The 16,149-nt window shown below is 66.0% G+C and carries 17 protein-coding genes; 11 read left to right on the top strand and 6 right to left on the bottom strand.

Annotation, left to right across the window (positions count from 1 at the left end; genetic code table 11):
• Positions 1-39: 39 nt before the first annotated feature.
• A complete protein-coding gene (locus GC106_RS15640) occupies positions 40-903 on the bottom strand; it encodes a helix-turn-helix domain-containing protein (protein ID WP_312872666.1) in 864 nt (287 codons plus the stop codon).
• Positions 904-1,439: 536 nt separating this feature from the next.
• Here GC106_RS15640 and GC106_RS15635 point away from each other — a divergent pair.
• Entirely contained in the window at positions 1,440-1,922 is a 483-nt protein-coding gene (locus tag GC106_RS15635) for a hypothetical protein (protein WP_173130378.1), read from the top strand.
• A 675-nt stretch (positions 1,923-2,597) separates the two neighbouring features.
• Positions 2,598-3,362: an RNA polymerase sigma factor gene (locus GC106_RS15630; RefSeq protein WP_173130375.1), complete on the top strand. Its 765-nt coding sequence runs from the start codon at positions 2,598-2,600 to the stop codon at positions 3,360-3,362.
• A 387-nt stretch (positions 3,363-3,749) separates the two neighbouring features.
• On the opposite strand, the gene GC106_RS49955 is transcribed toward GC106_RS15630, so the two are convergent.
• Both GC106_RS49955 and GC106_RS15620 read right to left on the bottom strand, forming a co-directional pair.
• Positions 3,750-4,601 carry a DUF5753 domain-containing protein gene (locus GC106_RS49955; protein ID WP_173130372.1) on the bottom strand — a complete coding sequence of 284 codons (852 nt, stop codon included), beginning with the start codon at positions 4,599-4,601 and terminating at the stop codon, positions 3,750-3,752.
• A gap of 141 nt (positions 4,602-4,742) precedes the next feature.
• Entirely contained in the window at positions 4,743-5,381 is a 639-nt protein-coding gene (locus GC106_RS15620; RefSeq protein ID WP_173130369.1) for a prepilin peptidase, read from the bottom strand.
• Between the two features lie 310 nt (positions 5,382-5,691).
• On the opposite strand from GC106_RS15620, the gene GC106_RS15615 reads away from it, so the two are divergent.
• Entirely contained in the window at positions 5,692-6,219 is a 528-nt protein-coding gene (locus GC106_RS15615) for a hypothetical protein (RefSeq protein ID WP_312872665.1), read from the top strand.
• A gap of 391 nt (positions 6,220-6,610) precedes the next feature.
• Here the strand turns inward: GC106_RS15615 and GC106_RS15610 are convergent, their stop codons facing one another.
• Positions 6,611-6,835: a hypothetical protein gene (locus GC106_RS15610; protein WP_173130366.1), complete on the bottom strand. Its 225-nt coding sequence runs from the start codon at positions 6,833-6,835 to the stop codon at positions 6,611-6,613.
• A gap of 358 nt (positions 6,836-7,193) precedes the next feature.
• Here GC106_RS15610 and GC106_RS15605 point away from each other — a divergent pair, with 358 nt between their 5' ends.
• The 6 genes from GC106_RS15605 (at position 7,194) to GC106_RS15580 (ending at position 12,896) form a co-directional block, all read left to right on the top strand.
• Complete coding sequence (locus tag GC106_RS15605; RefSeq protein WP_173130363.1) at positions 7,194-7,907, top strand: SAF domain-containing protein; 714 nt, start codon at positions 7,194-7,196, stop codon at positions 7,905-7,907.
• Positions 7,908-8,802: 895 nt separating this feature from the next.
• Positions 8,803-10,314 (top strand): TadA family conjugal transfer-associated ATPase, encoded by a 1,512-nt coding sequence (locus GC106_RS15600; RefSeq protein WP_173130685.1) that lies wholly within the window; start codon positions 8,803-8,805, stop codon positions 10,312-10,314.
• Positions 10,302-11,243 (top strand): type II secretion system F family protein, encoded by a 942-nt coding sequence (locus GC106_RS15595; protein WP_173130360.1) that lies wholly within the window; start codon positions 10,302-10,304, stop codon positions 11,241-11,243. Before GC106_RS15600 ends, GC106_RS15595 begins: the two co-directional genes overlap by 13 nt.
• The gene (locus tag GC106_RS15590; RefSeq protein WP_173130357.1) at positions 11,240-12,133 is read left to right on the top strand and encodes a type II secretion system F family protein; all 894 of its coding nucleotides are present in this window, start codon (positions 11,240-11,242) and stop codon (positions 12,131-12,133) included. Before GC106_RS15595 ends, GC106_RS15590 begins: the two co-directional genes overlap by 4 nt.
• Before the next feature lie 29 nt (positions 12,134-12,162).
• The gene (locus GC106_RS15585) at positions 12,163-12,351 is read left to right on the top strand and encodes a hypothetical protein (protein WP_173130354.1); all 189 of its coding nucleotides are present in this window, start codon (positions 12,163-12,165) and stop codon (positions 12,349-12,351) included.
• A 113-nt stretch (positions 12,352-12,464) separates the two neighbouring features.
• Positions 12,465-12,896 carry a TadE/TadG family type IV pilus assembly protein gene (locus tag GC106_RS15580; protein ID WP_173130682.1) on the top strand — a complete coding sequence of 144 codons (432 nt, stop codon included), beginning with the start codon at positions 12,465-12,467 and terminating at the stop codon, positions 12,894-12,896.
• Positions 12,897-12,955: 59 nt separating this feature from the next.
• Here the strand turns inward: GC106_RS15580 and GC106_RS15575 are convergent, their stop codons facing one another.
• Positions 12,956-14,182 (bottom strand): MFS transporter, encoded by a 1,227-nt coding sequence (locus GC106_RS15575; protein WP_173130351.1) that lies wholly within the window; start codon positions 14,180-14,182, stop codon positions 12,956-12,958.
• A gap of 312 nt (positions 14,183-14,494) precedes the next feature.
• On the opposite strand from GC106_RS15575, the gene GC106_RS15570 reads away from it, so the two are divergent.
• Both GC106_RS15570 and GC106_RS15565 read left to right on the top strand, forming a co-directional pair.
• Positions 14,495-14,908 (top strand): pilus assembly protein TadE, encoded by a 414-nt coding sequence (locus GC106_RS15570; RefSeq protein ID WP_312872664.1) that lies wholly within the window; start codon positions 14,495-14,497, stop codon positions 14,906-14,908.
• Positions 14,905-15,420: a pilus assembly protein TadG-related protein gene (locus tag GC106_RS15565; RefSeq protein WP_246365750.1), complete on the top strand. Its 516-nt coding sequence runs from the start codon at positions 14,905-14,907 to the stop codon at positions 15,418-15,420. The genes GC106_RS15570 and GC106_RS15565 overlap by 4 nt, the downstream gene beginning before the upstream one ends.
• A 142-nt stretch (positions 15,421-15,562) precedes the next feature.
• On the opposite strand, the gene GC106_RS15560 is transcribed toward GC106_RS15565, so the two are convergent.
• Positions 15,563-15,943 carry a hypothetical protein gene (locus GC106_RS15560; RefSeq protein WP_173130348.1) on the bottom strand — a complete coding sequence of 127 codons (381 nt, stop codon included), beginning with the start codon at positions 15,941-15,943 and terminating at the stop codon, positions 15,563-15,565.
• Positions 15,944-16,149: the final 206 nt, after the last annotated feature.

Below are 16,149 nucleotides of genomic sequence, written 5' to 3'. Positions count from 1 at the left end.
TGCTCCCTCGTACCCTTCCGGTCTCCAGCCACATGCGAACTACAACGACGCGGCCATGTCGAGCAGTGCCCTGCGGGTCTGCTCCGGCCCACTAGCTGCCGCCTTCTGGTAGTCCCACAGCTTCACGTACTGTGCCGTGCGCTTGCTGTTGTCGACATACTCCCCGCCGTCGTGCTGTTCCAGGTAGATGATGTCAACTGCCGGCTTGGTGTCATAGCCGAAGATCGTGTAGTCATGCCCTTGGCCCATGTAGTAGCCGACACTGAACGGCACGACCTGCAACTCGACGTTCGGCCGATCGATGGTCTCGACGAGCTTCATGATCTGGGCCTTCATCACCCGACCACCTTCGGTCCTGCGCAGGGCCGCCTCGTCGATGATGAACCAGAACTGCTGGTCGGTGTTGTCGAGCACACGCTGCCGGTCTAGGCGGTCAGCGGCGTACTTGTCGATCTCCCCGGCTGCCAGCGAGGGCCGCCAAGCCCGCGCGTTGCGGCGCATGTACTCCTCGGTCTGCAGCAGTCCTGGGACGACCAGGGCTTGGTAGGAGAAGTACCGATTACAGCTCGGTTCCATGTCCACCAAGAGCCGCATGTACTGACGGAACCTGGTGCTGAAGGCGCCGCGCTTCGTTCGGCGGTTGCTCTCGGCCTGCAGGTCTCGCGTGTACGCCCGGTCCGCGTCGTTCGCGCCGTAGCGGTCGAGCAGGGCGTTCAGCTCGACCAGCTTGATCCCGCTGCCGGCCTCGATGTGGGCGATCTTCTGCTGAGTACAGCCGAGCACGGCTGCCGCGTCATCCTGGGTTACTCCGGCGGTGCTCCGGAGTCGAGCGAGCTGATTGCCGAGAACGACCTTCATCACGGGCGGCGGCAACTCTAGGTGCTGCGTCACGGAGTCCCTCACGTTGACAGGGTGGCTGGTTGCGCAGCGTATCGACAATCCACCCGTTCGGGGTCTAGTTAATCTGAGTACACAGATTACGTTCTAGTCAGACATACGGACCAGCCCCAGTTCACGGAGGAGCGCAGAGCGATGAGTACACAAATTACCATCGCCGCTGCGATGGCCGCGGTCGCCCCCGGTGCCGGAGAAGCCCTCGCTCAGGTAAGGGTCTGGGTTGGCGATCTCAGTGGCGCTACTTCTGGTGGTGGCTGCGTGGCCGGAGCCGGTGTCGGCTGGTGGGTACTTCGGCGAGCACTGCCGGATTCCGGCAATGCGAAGACAAGTCCCACCGCGCCCGCGCCCATGGCACCGCAGACGACGGCAGCGCCCTCGCCTCCCAGGGTGTCGATCACCCGTCGCCCGGCCACGCAGCCCCCGGCACGCCAGTCGACAAGCAGTAACAAGCACCCCAAAGGTGCCTATCTCGCAACCCGGCCCAGAGCGCGTCCGTGACTCGCGCTGCTTGAGCCCGGCCTAAACCAAGGAGGTGGTTCGTCGTGACAACGTCGACCACTAACAGTCCAGCGACACGCACGGATTCGACTCCGGAAGAGCGGTGCGCCTTCTACCGTGACACCTATCGCCTACCAGCAGCCTTCGATCCAGCGGCACGACGGATCCTCCTTCCTGTTGGCGGACTTGTCGGCGCCATCACGATGCCTGGAGAGCTTGGCCGCCGTGTGCTTGCCGGCCTGCAAATCCGGATGCTCGCTGGCCCGGTTGTCGAACGCCTTCACACATACAGATGGACGTTCATCACCGGCCCCGGCCACACGCTCGATGAGGTTGCCTCCGTTGAACTGCTCCGTCTCGGCGCATCAGTCGCCCTACACGGCAACCACATCATCCTGCCCTCGCCAGAAGATGAACAGGCTGGACTGTGGCGCTGGGAACGCGAACCGGAAGCATCAAGCGACTTTCCGCCGCAATCTGCAGTCATCGCCACGACGAGAGCGATGGCCTCTCCGACCGCGTTCTAATTGATCCACTACAGACGCTGGTAGTGCCGAGAAGCTTCCAGCGATCACGCTCGACTACCCGCGCAACCCGTCATGCCGCGCTCGACATGACTTATCCATGAGGCCGCCTGTCACGTCGCAGGACGTCCGACCGTGTTGGTTTGGTGACCCATGAGGCAGACTCAAACTGAGGCAAATCCGGTACTGCTCTGGGGAACTAACCGCCAGGGCGGAACTGGAGACCGCTACGGCGGCCGTGTTCACGTGGTCTGGCCGGACAATGAGTCCTTCGCGGTGTGCGGGCTTCCAGTCGAGGAGATCTGGGAACAGCGACCGCCAGTCCCAGACACCTTGTGTCCACTGTGCTGCGTCCGCGCCATGGCCGCACTATTCCCGGCTTTCTCGGCATCCTTGCTCGGCCCAGCGTCAGCAACGGGCCGCCATGAACTTCACACCCATGTCCAAGACGCGTTCGCTGGAAGCCCAGTGGATCAACCGCCGTGATCTTTGCTTGGACTCTCTCCCACAGGGGATCTCATGCCTGCTGCCATCAGCGCTGTGCCACCACGTCGGCACAAGACCGCGAAGCCACCAGCTCGGTTTGAAACCGGAGCACCGCCACCCGACGTTGGCCATTCCGGGCGAATCCGTCGATCGGCCACCTGTCCATCCGAAGGCGATCAGCCACTCGATGCGGTGCTGATCGAGTCCGTTCGACTGGGTGACACGTCCGCCTACGAACTGCTGTACAAACGACACAAGAGTGCCGCATACAGCGTCGCACGCTGTATCAGCTGTTCGACGAGCGAAGCCGACGACCTTGTCGCAGAAGGGTTCGCACGCGTGCTGGCCACTCTCGTAAGAGGCGAAGGCCCACGACGACACAAGTTTCGTGCCTACCTCCTGACAACCATCCGGCATGTCGCTTACGACAGGACACGCAAAGATCGCCGGCTCACCCTATGCGACGACATCGTAGCCGCCACTGATGCCGCTGAGGCCGCGCCTTTCGAAGACCCCCTGACCACACAGTTCGAAAACTCCACAGCAGCGCAGGCCTTTGACAAGCTGCCGCCAATGAGCAAGGACACGGTTGTTCTGACTATTGTCCTGGGACTTTCACCCAGCGAAGCCGCCGTTCTCCTTGGGGTGTCCCCCAACTGCGTGAGCGCCAGGATGTACCGCGCACGCCAGGAACTTCGCGCCGCGTACGTTCAAGCTCAAGTTCCTCCGTCCGTCGACTTTGCCAAGAACTGCCGCTTCACCATGGCCCGGCTCGGAGCCTGGCTAGCACAAGGGCCCAGGCCACCATCCTGGACACCATTGGTCGAAGCCCACCTGTCAAGCTGTCGTCGTTGCGCTCGACTCGCCGCGGAGTTGACCGAGATCAACGACTGGCTCTCCAAGCCGCGATTTGCGCGTACGCCAGCCGACTCAACTCGTCAACGCGAGGTGAGCTAGCCGGTCAGGCAATCGCCTGTATGTGCCACGAGGCCCTGGAGCTCATTGGACCAGTATGAGCCGGGCACCATCACAATGGCGTGACATGGAACGAGGACCGGACGCCGCCGCACTGTCCCACGCCCGCGCCGCATCCCGCGCCTCATCGCTGACCTATCGAATCAACACCGAGTCTCACTGCCCGGCATCGAGGACCTGGCCTCCCCTGCTCACGCTTCCTAAGCCGCGGAGTTACCGCACCAACCCCCTGCCACGCAGACCGCGCACCAGCGAAGTTTGTGGCTCCGCGCGGCGACAACCTTCGGCATACAGTTGCCGCCGCGCGGCCTAGGCAGGAAACCTCGTAGCACCGGCAGTGCGGCCTAACGACTGCCCCGCCTCTACAGGCTAGCTTTCGCTACGTGCCAGCGGCTTGATCACGTCGAGAGAGTCCTCCGGGCTCAGCGCCATAGCGGCGACTTCCAGCAACACCTTGCGCATGTTCGATATTCTGGCCTCATCTTGAGTATGAGCGACGCCAAGCACGGTTTCCGTAAAGGCAATGTCAGGCTCATGCGGATCGTCGAAGTCAAGCAGGATCACAGAGCCGACAAGCCCGGCATGCATCCCAGTGGACTGCGGAACGACCTGCAGGGTCACGTTCGGCAACTTAGCACGTTCGATCAACCGAAGCTGCTGTTTCCGTCCACTCCTTGGCGCAGAGTGGGTTCGTGGATGAGCGTATGTAGGACCAGAGGCTTCCTTTTGCCGTAAAGCCTTTGCTGCCGTCGCAATCGGACACTCACCTGAGGGTCTGCCTCTGGATTGCTTGCGCTCGGTCTGGAGCAGTTCGGGTAGGAAACCGAGCTGGAACTCGGTCATGGTTGAAGCTTCCTGCTCCATGCAGACGTAACTGCAGTCCCGCAGTCCGCACTCGCGCCACCAGCCAGGCTTCTTAGCCTGTTCCCACAAGTTGAAGTACAGCGTGCACTCCTCGTGCTCCAGGCCATAGGCCACGAGCATGGCCTGCATCTCGTGGTAGGTGGGCAGCTGACCGTTCCCGATCCGACTGAGCTTCTGCAAGCCAGCCTGTTCGCGCAGCCGTATCAGCTCGCGCAGCAGTTGCCTACCGTGGTAGTTCGGTGTTCCCAGGGTTCCCCATGTCAACACTCCTAAGTCGACCTTGTGGTCACCTAAGGCTGACGTTGGCCAGTCAAGCAAAGAGATTCGTGATCGCTGTTTCGCGTCTGAAGTCTCCACCCTGTTAAGGCACAACGGTGTGTAGCCCAGAGCTACCCAGCCCGTCTCGGCTGGTCACATTCCAAGATCTCGGCTGGGGCAGACCGTGACCGAATGGTTCCGTCGGCGTGCCCGGTCCACAGCTGGCGTAGCCGTACTGAGTCACGCTGGCGCAACAATGACCGTGACCAGGGTTCCGAGCACCAGGAATGGCCCCATTGGCAATGGCGAGTCCCGGGGTCTCCGCCAAACTGCTCGAAGAACCAGCCACGCCAGGGCGGCTGCGATCCATCCCAGGAAGGTGGCCGTGATGAGCGCGGTCCAGCTCAGCCAGCCGAGTGCCAGCCCGAGCAGGCCACCCAGCTTCACGTCGCCCGCGCCGAGCCCGCCCCCGGAAGCCAACGCAAGGATCAGGTAGAAGACGAAGATGATCGCCATGCCAGCGAGGGCGCGAAGGAAGTCCGACTCGCGGGAGTCCAGAATCGCCGATGTCGCCAACAGGGCACCGACGAGGATCACACCGGAGTAAACGAGCACTCGAGGAAGCCGGTGCTCAACGAGATCGATCAAACCGAGCATGACACCGAGCCCGGCGATAACGCTGTACGGGAGCAGGTCGAACTCGTAACCGAAGCGCCAGGCGAGACCACCGAACGCAAGCGCGGTCAGCAGCGTGGCAGCGAGTCGTACCGCGCGCAGAACGGGCAAGGCCAGTGGGGCATGCCGCAAGTAACAGACCGCGACGGCTGCACCCGTGAGGGTTCCCAGGCTCGCCCATGTGGTGATGAATCCGGCCGACATCAGCCAACGCCGCGGTCATTGACGTTCAGTACTCGCTCTACAAAGCTGCTGGTCACAGGTCCAGTGTTAACGGCATAGCCATCGCACAGTGACGACTTTCGCCCGAAAGAGTGAAGATTCGCAATTGGGCCATTCCGACTTCAAAGTCAGTTACCTACACACTTTGCAGTCGGCGGGGGTCCATGGTGTAGACGTGGTGTGTATCACAAAGGCTGACGATCTTCACCGACTTCGGGGGATGGCTGTGGTGGCTCGCGAGATCTTGGTCGTACGTAGGGGCCGGGTCACGGGTGCGTTCATGCTCGGAGCCGTGCTGGCGGTCACCGCCTGCAGTTCTGATGCGGTCAGCGGCCCGCCTGACGCGACACAGCCAACAGGTCAGCCACCGTCGATCTCGGCTCCGCCGACGACAAGCTTCTCCGTGGTGGACAAGGCAAAGCAGGATGCTGTAACGGCGTACCGAGGCATGTGGCAGGACTTCGTCGCTGCCGGGACCACATCGGACTGGCAGTCGCCGAAGTTGGGCCGGTATGCCACAGGAGTCGCCCTGACGAACCTTTCGCGGGGTTTGTACGCCGATCACTACAACGGCTTGGTGACTAAAGGCGAACCGATCTTGAATCCGAGCGTGTCCTCTGCAGAGCCTGCCAACGACCCGAAGAAGATCATCGTGACCGACTGTGGTGACTCGACACGTTGGTTGAAGTATCGCGCAGACAACGGGCAACTCGCCGATACCCCTGGTGGTCGACGGTTGATCAACGCGATCGTCGAGAAGCAGGCCGACGGCTCGTGGAAGGTCTCTGACTTCGGCGTACATGATCTGGGGACGTGTTGACCATGCGACGGATCACAGCTGTCGCAGCTCTTGCCGGGATTGCAGCTGCAAGTCTGCTTGGCATGGCGACACCTGCCTTGGCCGACGGCTGGGGAAGTACGACCTGCGACCAAGTCCCTTCTCCTGTGTGCGATCTTGTTGCCGGTTCCGGCCCTGCTGGTGGTACAGCTGGCGGAAACCGCCCAGGCGCTGGAGGTCCAGCGGTCGGCATAGGCGGGTCTCCCGATCCATTCGCGTGCAGGACTGTACCTGTCGATTATCAGCCACCGGGCCAACCACCAGAAGGCCCGGGTGGATGGTTCATGGTGTTGTGCTCGGCCGACGGTAAGAATCACCAGGGTCCAATATGGATTCCGGCGGAGGGAAGCGCCACACCGATCTTGTCGCCAGCTCAGGTCGCTGAGATGGCGCGTAAGAGGCTGCAACTGCCGACCCCCAGGATTTCAGCGAACCCTGCTGGTGACCAGTTGGTGAACTTGCCGACGTGGATGTGGCTGTCGAGCGGCTGGGAGCCGGTGTCAGCGACGGCTTCTGTGCCGGGCGTGTCGGTGACGGCCACTGCGAAACCGACCTCGGTGTCATGGTCCATGGGCGATGGCAGCACGGTGACGTGCACCGGGGCGGGAACGCCATTCCGTGCCGGTAGCGACCCGAGGGCGCCGTCGCCTGACTGTGGGCACACCTACCGCACCTCGTCCGCAAAGCAAGCCGGGCAAGCATTTCCGGTTACCGCGACGGTGCACTGGGCAGTCACCTGGTCCGGTGCTGGCCAAGGCGGAACGTTCCCGAACCTGACGACAACCGGCAACGCGGCATTCCGTGTTGCGGAGTCCCAAGCACTCAACAACAAAGGCGGCGGCTGATCCTCACGGGACGCTACTTCCCTTCATAACAACGCAACAGCAACTCGTCCTTCCGCTCGCTGCACCTTTGGCGACGCGGCGCACTACCCCATGCTCAGAGGAGGTACCGGCGTGACCAACAACATCACGACCCAGCCGGACACCGACCGACCCACGATGTCAGCGAACGGTTCGTGGGTCGCGGACGGCAAGAAGCCTGCCTCGCGGCTACGCGGAACGAAACGGCGGCGCAGCGTCCCACACCTGCTGTTGGGTGCTCTGCTCGTACTGGCGTGTGCCGCTGGGTTCCTCTTGGTATCGCTGAACTCCGCGAACCGGCGACCGGTCTTGGCGTTGGCGAAGCCGGTGGTGGTCGGGCAGGTGTTGACCGCACAGGACCTCAAACAGGCCAACGTCGCCGTTGACTCCGAAGTCGCTGTTGTGGACGCGAACCAGGCGGCCAGCCTGGTGGGTAAGACGATGTCCGTGAACCTGCCCGCTGGTGCGCTGCTCACGCGCGACGCGGTCAGCGGAGCCGGTGTTCCTGCGGCCGGGAAAGCGCTCGCGGCGCTGGCGTTGAAGGTGGGCCAGTTCCCTCCGGAGGTGGCACCGGGCAACCACGTCTCGGTGGTGTTCGTGCCCGGCCAGACGGGCGCTGTACCAGCAAGCCCGCCGGCGCCGGACTCCACGACAGCGTGGCCGGCGGTGGTTACCAGCGTGACCTCGCCGCCCAACCAACAGGTCACGGTGGTTTCGGTGCAACTGAGCCAGGCAGCCGCCCGCCAGATCGCCGCTGTGCCCGCAGGCCAGTTGTCGATCGTGATGCTTCCAGGAAGTGGTCAGTGATGTTGGTGGCGGTTCTGTCAGTGAAAGGGTCGCCTGGGGTGACTACGTTCTCGGTCGCGCTGGCCGCGCGCTGGCCGTCGGCTACGCGCACCCTCCTGTTGGAGGCCGATCCGTCCGGTGGGGACGTGGGGACGCGGTTCTCGCTTGCGTCGACGCCAGGTCTGATGAGCTTGGCGGCTGCCGCACGGCGCAGCGATGACCCGGCATTGCTGTGGCAGCACGCGCAAGCCCTGCCGGGTGGATTGCCAGTGGTAGCCGCGCCCCCTGACGCCGACCGGGCGCGAGCCGCACTGTCCGCGTTGTCCGACCCTGCCACCGGGGCAGGAGTCGTGCGGACTGCTGCGAGTGTGCCGGACACCGCGGTGATCGTGGACTGTGGCCGAATCGGCGCTGAATCTCCAGCGATGCCGATTGTGCGGGTGGCCGACGCAATGGTCTTGCTGAGCCGTGCTCATGCCGACGACCTTGCGCACTTGGCCCGCCAGCTGCCAGTGATCGGCCGCTGGACCGCGCATCCGGTGATGTTGCTAGTCGGTGAGGGGTATTCCGCTGCAGAGGTGGCCCGCGAACTCGGCGTGCTGCCACTGGGTCGCGTGCCTGATGACCCGCGCGGCGCGGCTGTGCTGTGTGGACGGCCAAGCGCGCTGCGGTGGGGGCGCCGCGGACCGGCCCATTCGGCGTTGGGGCAAGTCGCGCACAAGGTTGCGAAGGCCCTCGCCGAACACGCGCCGCGATCCGCACCACCGCGCCAGGGGCCTGCCGAGAACCGGCCCATACCGATCCTGCGGGCGGTTCCTGGTGTGCCCACCAACTCAGTTTCGGCCAACGGTCTCCGACTCGCGCCACCACCCTCACCGCCCAACCGCAAGACCACGTCGCGCGGAGGACAAGCGTCATGACCTATCCGCCCAATGACTACCCGCCACCGGTACCCCTGCGCCCCTACCAGCGGGATCAACGAGCCGGTGGCTGGCAACCAGCCAACGCGTCCCCTCAACCGAGCTGGACAGCGCCGGTTCGGCAGCAGGATGCACTTGGCCTCCTGCAGTCGCCGAGCGACAGGGAACCGGTACCGGCAACCGAGGCCGTCGGGCGACTTCGCCAACACCTGCGCGACACGCTCGGTACCGAGCTACCGCGGCGGGTGGACGCCCAACAACGCCGCACGGGCATGTCGGTCACCAGTGAAGCCCGTCGCGAGCTGGCGCGGGCGATCTTGGATGACGCGGTACTGGCGCACAGTGAGAACGAACTGATGGACAACCGCTCGCTCGTGGGCCGGGATATTGAGCAGCAAGTGATCACCGAGGTCATCAACGAGCTGTTCGGCATGGCAGGTCTGCAGCCGCTGCTGGACGACCCCACGATTGAGACGATCAACGCCAACCGTTTCGACCGGGTATTCGTGCAGTACAACGACGGTCGACGCGCGCGAGTGGCCCCGATCGCCTCGTCGAATGAGGAGCTGACCGATCTGGTCCGGTTGCTCGCCGCGCGCGTCTCCAGCCAGGAACGCCGGTTCGACCACGCCTCCCCAGCGGTCAACCTCCAGCTTCCCGGCGGGGAGCGATTGTTCGCGGTGATGGGCCTGACCGCGGGTGGGGTGACCTCGCTGTCGATCCGCCGGCACGGCTATCTCACCGTGACGCTGCCTGAGCTACGCGTCCGCGGAACCATTGACCCTGGCCTGGAGCAGTTCCTGCGTGCCCTGGTGCGGGCGAAGAAGAACATTCTGATCACCGGCGGCACCGGCGCGGGCAAGACCACCCTGCTGCGAGCGCTCGCGTCGGAGATGGACCCGATGGAGCGCATCGTCACTATCGAGGACGCCTTCGAACTCGGCCTGGAACTCGACCCTGACATCCACGCCGACGTGACCGCCTTCCAGGCCCGCGAAGCCAACGTCGAAGGCGAGGGCGCAATCTCCCAGGCCGAGCTCGTCCGCTGGGGCCTGCGGATGAGCCCGGACCGGGTGATTGTCGGTGAGATCCGCGGACCCGAGGTCATCCCGATGTGTAACGCCATGTCGCAGGGCAACGACGGTTCGATGGCGACCCTGCACGCTTCCAGCTCGAGGATCGCCTTCACCCGGCTGGCCTCCTACGCCGCCCAGGGCGTCGAACGCCTGCCATTGGAGGCGACCAACCTGCTTGTCGCGAGCGCGGTGCACTTCGTCGTACATCTGGCTCGCGGCATGGACCGCACAAGCCGCGTGGTGTCCTCGGTCCGCGAGGTGGTCGGTGCCGACGGCCCTCAGGTGATCTCGAACGAGGTCTACCGGCCTGGCTCGGATCGCCGCGCCCGCCCGGTCGCCGGTGCGCTGCGCAGCGACACACTCGATGACCTCGTGGACGTTGGGTTCGACCCCGGCTTGCTGGAGCAACCCGAAGGCTGGTGGCCGCAGTGACCATCGCCATCGGCGCCACCACTGCCGTGGCTGCCCTGCTCGGCCTCGGGGTCGGCGTCGGCCTGCTGCTGATCATTGTCGGCTGGCGCGGCGTGGAGGGGAACCTGCGGACCGGGCCGCTCCGCCGCGCACGCCTTGCGCGGGCCCAGGGCGCCCGGCGAGATGAGCGCCGGGCGGTGCGGGTCGGCGTTGCGATCGCGGTCGGTGTGCTGACCGGGGTGGCAACCGGCTGGGTTGTCGGAGCCCTGCTGGCCGGGCTCGCTGCCTGGGCGCTGCCCCGCGTGCTGGGCCGCGACCCCGAGCACGCGCGCCGGGTGGCTCGGATCGAGGCCATCGCGACCTGGACCGAAATGCTGCGCGACACGCTCTCGGCCGCCGCTGGTCTGGAGCAGGCCATCCTCGCCACCGCGCCGCTGGCCCCGCCGGCCATCCGGGGTGAGATCACCGACCTCGCCGCACGGATCGAGAACGGCGACCGGCTGGCCCCCTCGCTGCGGCGCCTGGCCGACCGGCTCGCCGACCCCACCGGGGACCTCGTGATCGCCGCGCTGGTCCTGGCCGCCGAGCAACAAGCCCGCCAGCTCGGCGATCTGCTCGGCTCCCTGGCCCACGCCGCCCGTGAACAAGCCTCGATGCGGATGCGGGTCGAGGCCGGGCGCGCCCGCACTCGCACCTCGGTGCGGGTGATCGTGGGCACCACCCTGTGTTTCGCGGTCGCCGTGGTGCTGCTCAACCGCTCGTACCTGTCCGCCTACGACTCCGCGGTCGGACAGATCGTCCTGTTGGGCATCGGGGTGCTCTTCGCGCTCGGGTTCGCGTGGCTGGTGCGCATCGCCGCGGTCAGTGAACCTGACCGGTTCCTGTCGCTGGCCGAGAACACCACGGTGGGCCGCGCGCCGCTGGTTGCCGAGAGGCGGCGGTCTCCATGATGACGGCACTCCTGCTGGGAGCTGGGCTCGGCGTCGGCCTGTGGGCGCTGGCGGTGTGGCTCTTCCCGCCTCGACCCGCCCTCGGCGTGATCCTGGCGCGTACGACGGCGCCGCCAGCACCGGCACCGATACTGGCCACAAAGGACACCGGGTGGGCGGCCAAACTCGGCCGACCGTTCATCGCCCCGCTGGCTGCGGTCGGCCTGCCCAGCGAACGGTTGGCCCGCGATCTGGCCGTCATTGGGCGACCGGTCGCGACACATCTGGCGGAGAAGGCGACCCTGGCGATCGCCGGGCTGCTCGCCCCGGTGCTGCTGCAACTGTTGCTCACCTTGGCCGGTCTGTCGCTGGGGATCGAGTTCCCGATCATTGCCGGGCTCGTGCTGGCCGTCGCCGGATTCGTCCTGCCCGACCTGCGAGCCCGCTCGGAGGCGGCCAAGCTCCGCACTGGGTTTCGCCACGCCCTGTCCGCGTACCTGGACCTGGTGTGGATCACCCTTGCCGGTGGCGCCGGGGTGGACAGCGCGCTGAACGACTCGGTCGCCATCGGCCGCGGCTGGGCGTTCGAGCAGATCCGCCGGGCCTTGGACACCGCTCGGCTGACCCGGACAACGCCGTGGGCCACGCTGCGCCAGCTCGGCGAGGAACTAGACGTCACCGAACTGTCCGAACTCGCCGCCTCGGTCAGCCTGGCCGGCACTGAAGGCGCCAAGGTCCGCGCCTCGTTGGCGGCCAAGGCCGGTGCGCTGCGCACGCATCAGATCACCGACGCCGAAGGCGACGCCCATGCCGCGACCGAGCGCATGTCGTTGCCGGTGATGGCTTTGTTTCTGGGTTTCTTGGCTTTCATCGCTTATCCCGCGCTTGTACAGGTCCTCAATGGACTGTGAGGCCGGGCTCGTGGAAAGGAAGGACAACGATGCACCCGTACTTGGAGGCATTGTGGACCGCGCTCAAAGCGCGGTGGGAAGTGCTGCGCCGGGAACCGGAGGCCGGGTACTCGACCGAGACGGTGCTGGTGACCGCGCTGTTGGTGGTAGCGGCGTTGGCGGTCATCGCGATCGTCATCGCGAAAGTCACCGCCAAGGCCAACGGCATCAACTTGTAGCCGTGAAACGCGGGCAGCAGTCGCCACTCAGGCGGCGGTGTTGTCGCTACCGCGGCGGTGACCGAACGCGTCCTGCGTGCGGGAAAACCGGCACGAGCGGACCGGTCCGACGACTGCTGCGCGGCGAGCGCGGCGCGGTCAGCGCCGAGTTGGTGATCGCCACGCCGCTGCTTCTGTTGATGCTGTTGGCGATCGTGCAGTTCGCGCTGTGGTCACACGCAACCCATATCGCCCAAGCCGCCGCGTCGCACGGGCTGGCAGCTGCGCGAGTCCACGGCGGAACCGCGGCCGCGGGCAGCGCGAGCGCACAGCAGATGCTCGACCAGCTCGCGCGCGGCCCGTTGGCCGATGCCAGCGTCAGCGCCGAACGGACGGCGACGTCGGCGTCGATCCGGATCTCCGGGATCGCCACGACGGTGATCCCGTTTCTCAGCTTGCCGGTGCACGCCGAGGCGTCCGGCCCAGTCGAACGGTTCGTCCCCATTGCTTACGGGTTCACGAATTCTGAAGCCTTGTCGGCCGCGAACCGAAGCGGTGGTGGGTGATGAGGGTAGTCGGGTACTTCGGTTCGGGCACTGACGCGTTGACCGCATTCGAGTGGGGTTCAGTCGTATTTGTCGCTGTCTCGCCGGGTCTGTATAGCCTTATAGCCGGTCAGGCCGATCGTGCCGGCGATCAGGAGCAGGATTCCGCCCAGGATGTAGACCGCTTGGATGCCGAAGGCGTCGGCGGCCAGGCCGCCGAGGGCGATCGAGGCCAGCCGCCCGGATTGCCAGAGCATGTCGAACCCGGCGAACACGCGCCCGCGCTGGTGTTCGGCGACCTCGGCTTGCAGCAGGGAGTTGTAGGTGACCATGCCGGTGGAGGTGCCGACGCCGTAGAGGGCGAGCGCGCCCATGGCGGTGGGCAGGTTGCGGGTGGCGGCAAGGATGAGGTCGACGAGTCCGCGCAGCAAGTAGGGGCCGAAGAGCAGCGTCGGCTGGCGCGGATTGCTGGTCAGCCGGGTCAGCAGGAAGGGACCGAAGGCGGCGCCGACGCCGATGGCACCCAGGAGCAGCCCGAACCCGCCCGGGCCGGCGCCGAGGTGGAGTTCGGCCAGGACCACGAGCAGGGCGCTGGTCGCGCCGGCCGACAGGGCGGCCAAGAGTTGGACGGACGCAAGCAACCGCAGCAGGCGGTCGCGGATCAGCAGCCGGGGTCCTTCCAGGACACGTACGGTCCAGGTGGAGGAACTGACCGGTGCGGGCGGGTGGGGCAGGCGCAGCCGAGTCAGGGCGAGCGCGGAGCCGGCGAAGGTGGCGGCGTTGAACCAGAATGCGGGGGCCGGTCCCCATGCAGCGACCAGGACGCCCGCCAGGGGCGCGAGCGCGATCTGGGAGACCACGGCCGCCGACCACAGGCCGCTGTTGGCGGCGACGAGTTCGTCTTCGGTAACGATGCTGGGCAGCGCGGAGGCGGAGGCGGGGTTGAAGAACACCGAACCGGCCGACATTCCGAACGCGATGGCGAAGACGGCCACGATGTGCTGGTCGACCAGCGGCAGCACGCCAGCCAGCGCCATGCGCGCCAGATCAGCGCCGACCATCACCCGCACGCGCGGCAGGCGATCCACGACAGCACCCGCGATCGGGGCGAGCAGCAGCACCGGCAGGATTTCGGCGATCACGACGCCACTGACGCCGAGGCCGGACCCAGTCAGCTGGAAGACCAGCACCACCAGGGCCACCGTGTTCATGGTGTCGCCCCAGCGCGAGATGGTCTGGGCGGCGAACAGGCGGCGGTAGCCGCTGTTGCGCAGGACGGTTCGCAAGTCCGGTCGGCGATCGGTCATCGGGTCATGGTGCCTGTGGTGGGTCGCGTTTGCTCACCGCGGGTCAGGGTGGCGCGGGGGTTGCCACGCGGAACCGCCGGTGAGGTCAGGGTGGTCGAGGATCGCGGTGTAGCGGGCGGCGCCCTTGACCGACAGCCCGACCAGGGCGCACATGCGGCGCAGATCGCCGACAGTGGCTTGGACTTGGTCGAGGATCCGGTCGGTGCGGATGTCACGGGCGGCTGTGCCCAGGACCAGGCCGGGCCAGTGGGGTCACCCCAACACCGCCGCCGGGGTAGACGGGTAGCCTGGTGGCGGGCAGACCGGGGATCCGTGGCGGCGGAAGTTACCGTAGCGGCGCCGTTCCTGATCATCCTGCTCGTCTTCGTCGCCGTGGTCATCCACCGAGGTGTCGATGCTCGGCTGCGGCTGGATGATGCCGCGCATCAGGCGGCTCGCGCGGCGAGCATCGAACGGACCTCGGCCAGGGCGATCGCGGCGGCGCAGGCCACCGCGTCCAGCGCGTTGGCATCCGCAGGGGTCGCGTGCGCGTCGCTGAACGTGGCCACCTCCACTGGAGGTTTGTGGCCGGGCGGCACGGTGAGCGTGACGGTCTCCTGCGTGGTCGACTTCGGTGACGCGTTGATCCTCGGTGTACCTGGCGAGAAACGCTTGTCCGCCACCGCTGTCGAGCCGGTCGACACGTGGCGCTCAGGCCCGGTGAATACGCCCGGAGGCGGCGCATGATCCGCCGGACATACCATGCGCGGCCGACGATATCGGCTCGGTGGCGGCGAACACGGCAAGGCTGGTGGCGGACGGACGAAGGTCGAGCGACCGCGTTCGTGGTGGTCCTCACCACCGGGATCCTCGCCCTGGCCGGGCTGACCCTGGACGGCGGATTGGCCCTGTCCGCCAAGGTAAAGGCCACCGGTCAAGCCGAGGCCGCCGCCCGCGCCGGCGCCCAGGCGATCGACCTGACCGCTTACCGCGTCAACGGCACACTGCAACTGATGCCGGCGCAGGCGGTCGCCGAGGCGCAAAACTACCTTGCCGCTGTCGGCGCATCCGGCACGGTGAGCGTCTCCGGCGACACCGTGACCGTGACGGTCACCGCCTCCCAGAACACGCAACTGCTGGGCATGGTGGGGATTTCCAGCATCACCGTTCGCGGCACCGGCAGCGCCCGCCCTCAGCGCGGCGTGGTGAGCGAAGCCCGTGAGTTCGCGAATTCTGAAGTACGGACTGGGGCGACCTGACGTGGGCACGGCTGCAGTCGGCGTAGATCGGGTTGTGGGCTCACACACCGAAGCACGAGGGCGAGCGACGCCATCGTGGCCCTGGTTCGGCTCGCGAAGGGCAAGCCGGTCGACTCGTTGGAGCGAGCTGGAGCATGCCGCGTCACGCGTCGAGGTAGGCGAGCTTTGGGTCGCCGGGCGTGATGTGCACGTGGCCGTCTCTCACGTGCACCTGGCTCATGGTCTTCTCCTCGTTGCTGATGACGAAAAGGCCACGGATCAACGGCTTGGCGCCAGAGGCAGCCAGTGTCGCCAGGTGCCGCAGTTGGTTGAGAAACCAGTCGACGTTGCCATCATCGACATGCAGCCCGAAGAACGCATACCAGTGGCCAGTCACCTGCTGGTGCGGGAACGTCCAGCCAAAGTTGTACCAGTTGTTGGCGGCATCGTCCTGGATGAACCGCTGAGCGAGTTCAAGGCCGTCCTGGCTGCCCTCAAGCCACCCCCTGATGTTGATCAGCGCGGTCTTGCGCGCGTGCGTCATACCGTTCCCTTCCCTTGCGCCGCACGGCGAGGTCGCGTTCACGGACGTCTGTATCGAGCCAACGTTCGGGACTATAGGCCTCTGGTGGTCGACCGCCGCACCGGCAATGGACAGGCCAAACAGATCGCACAAGCGACGGATGTCGCCCACGGTGGCGTGCAGTCCGTGCCGGATGCGGTCTTCGCACAGGGCTTGAGCGGACAGGC

The organism is Kibdelosporangium persicum (assembly GCF_013280595.1).
Lineage (GTDB): Bacteria > Actinomycetota > Actinomycetes > Mycobacteriales > Pseudonocardiaceae > Kibdelosporangium > Kibdelosporangium persicum.
Note: the sequence above shows the minus strand (reverse complement) of the source record. Positions and strands in the feature narration are given on the sequence as shown.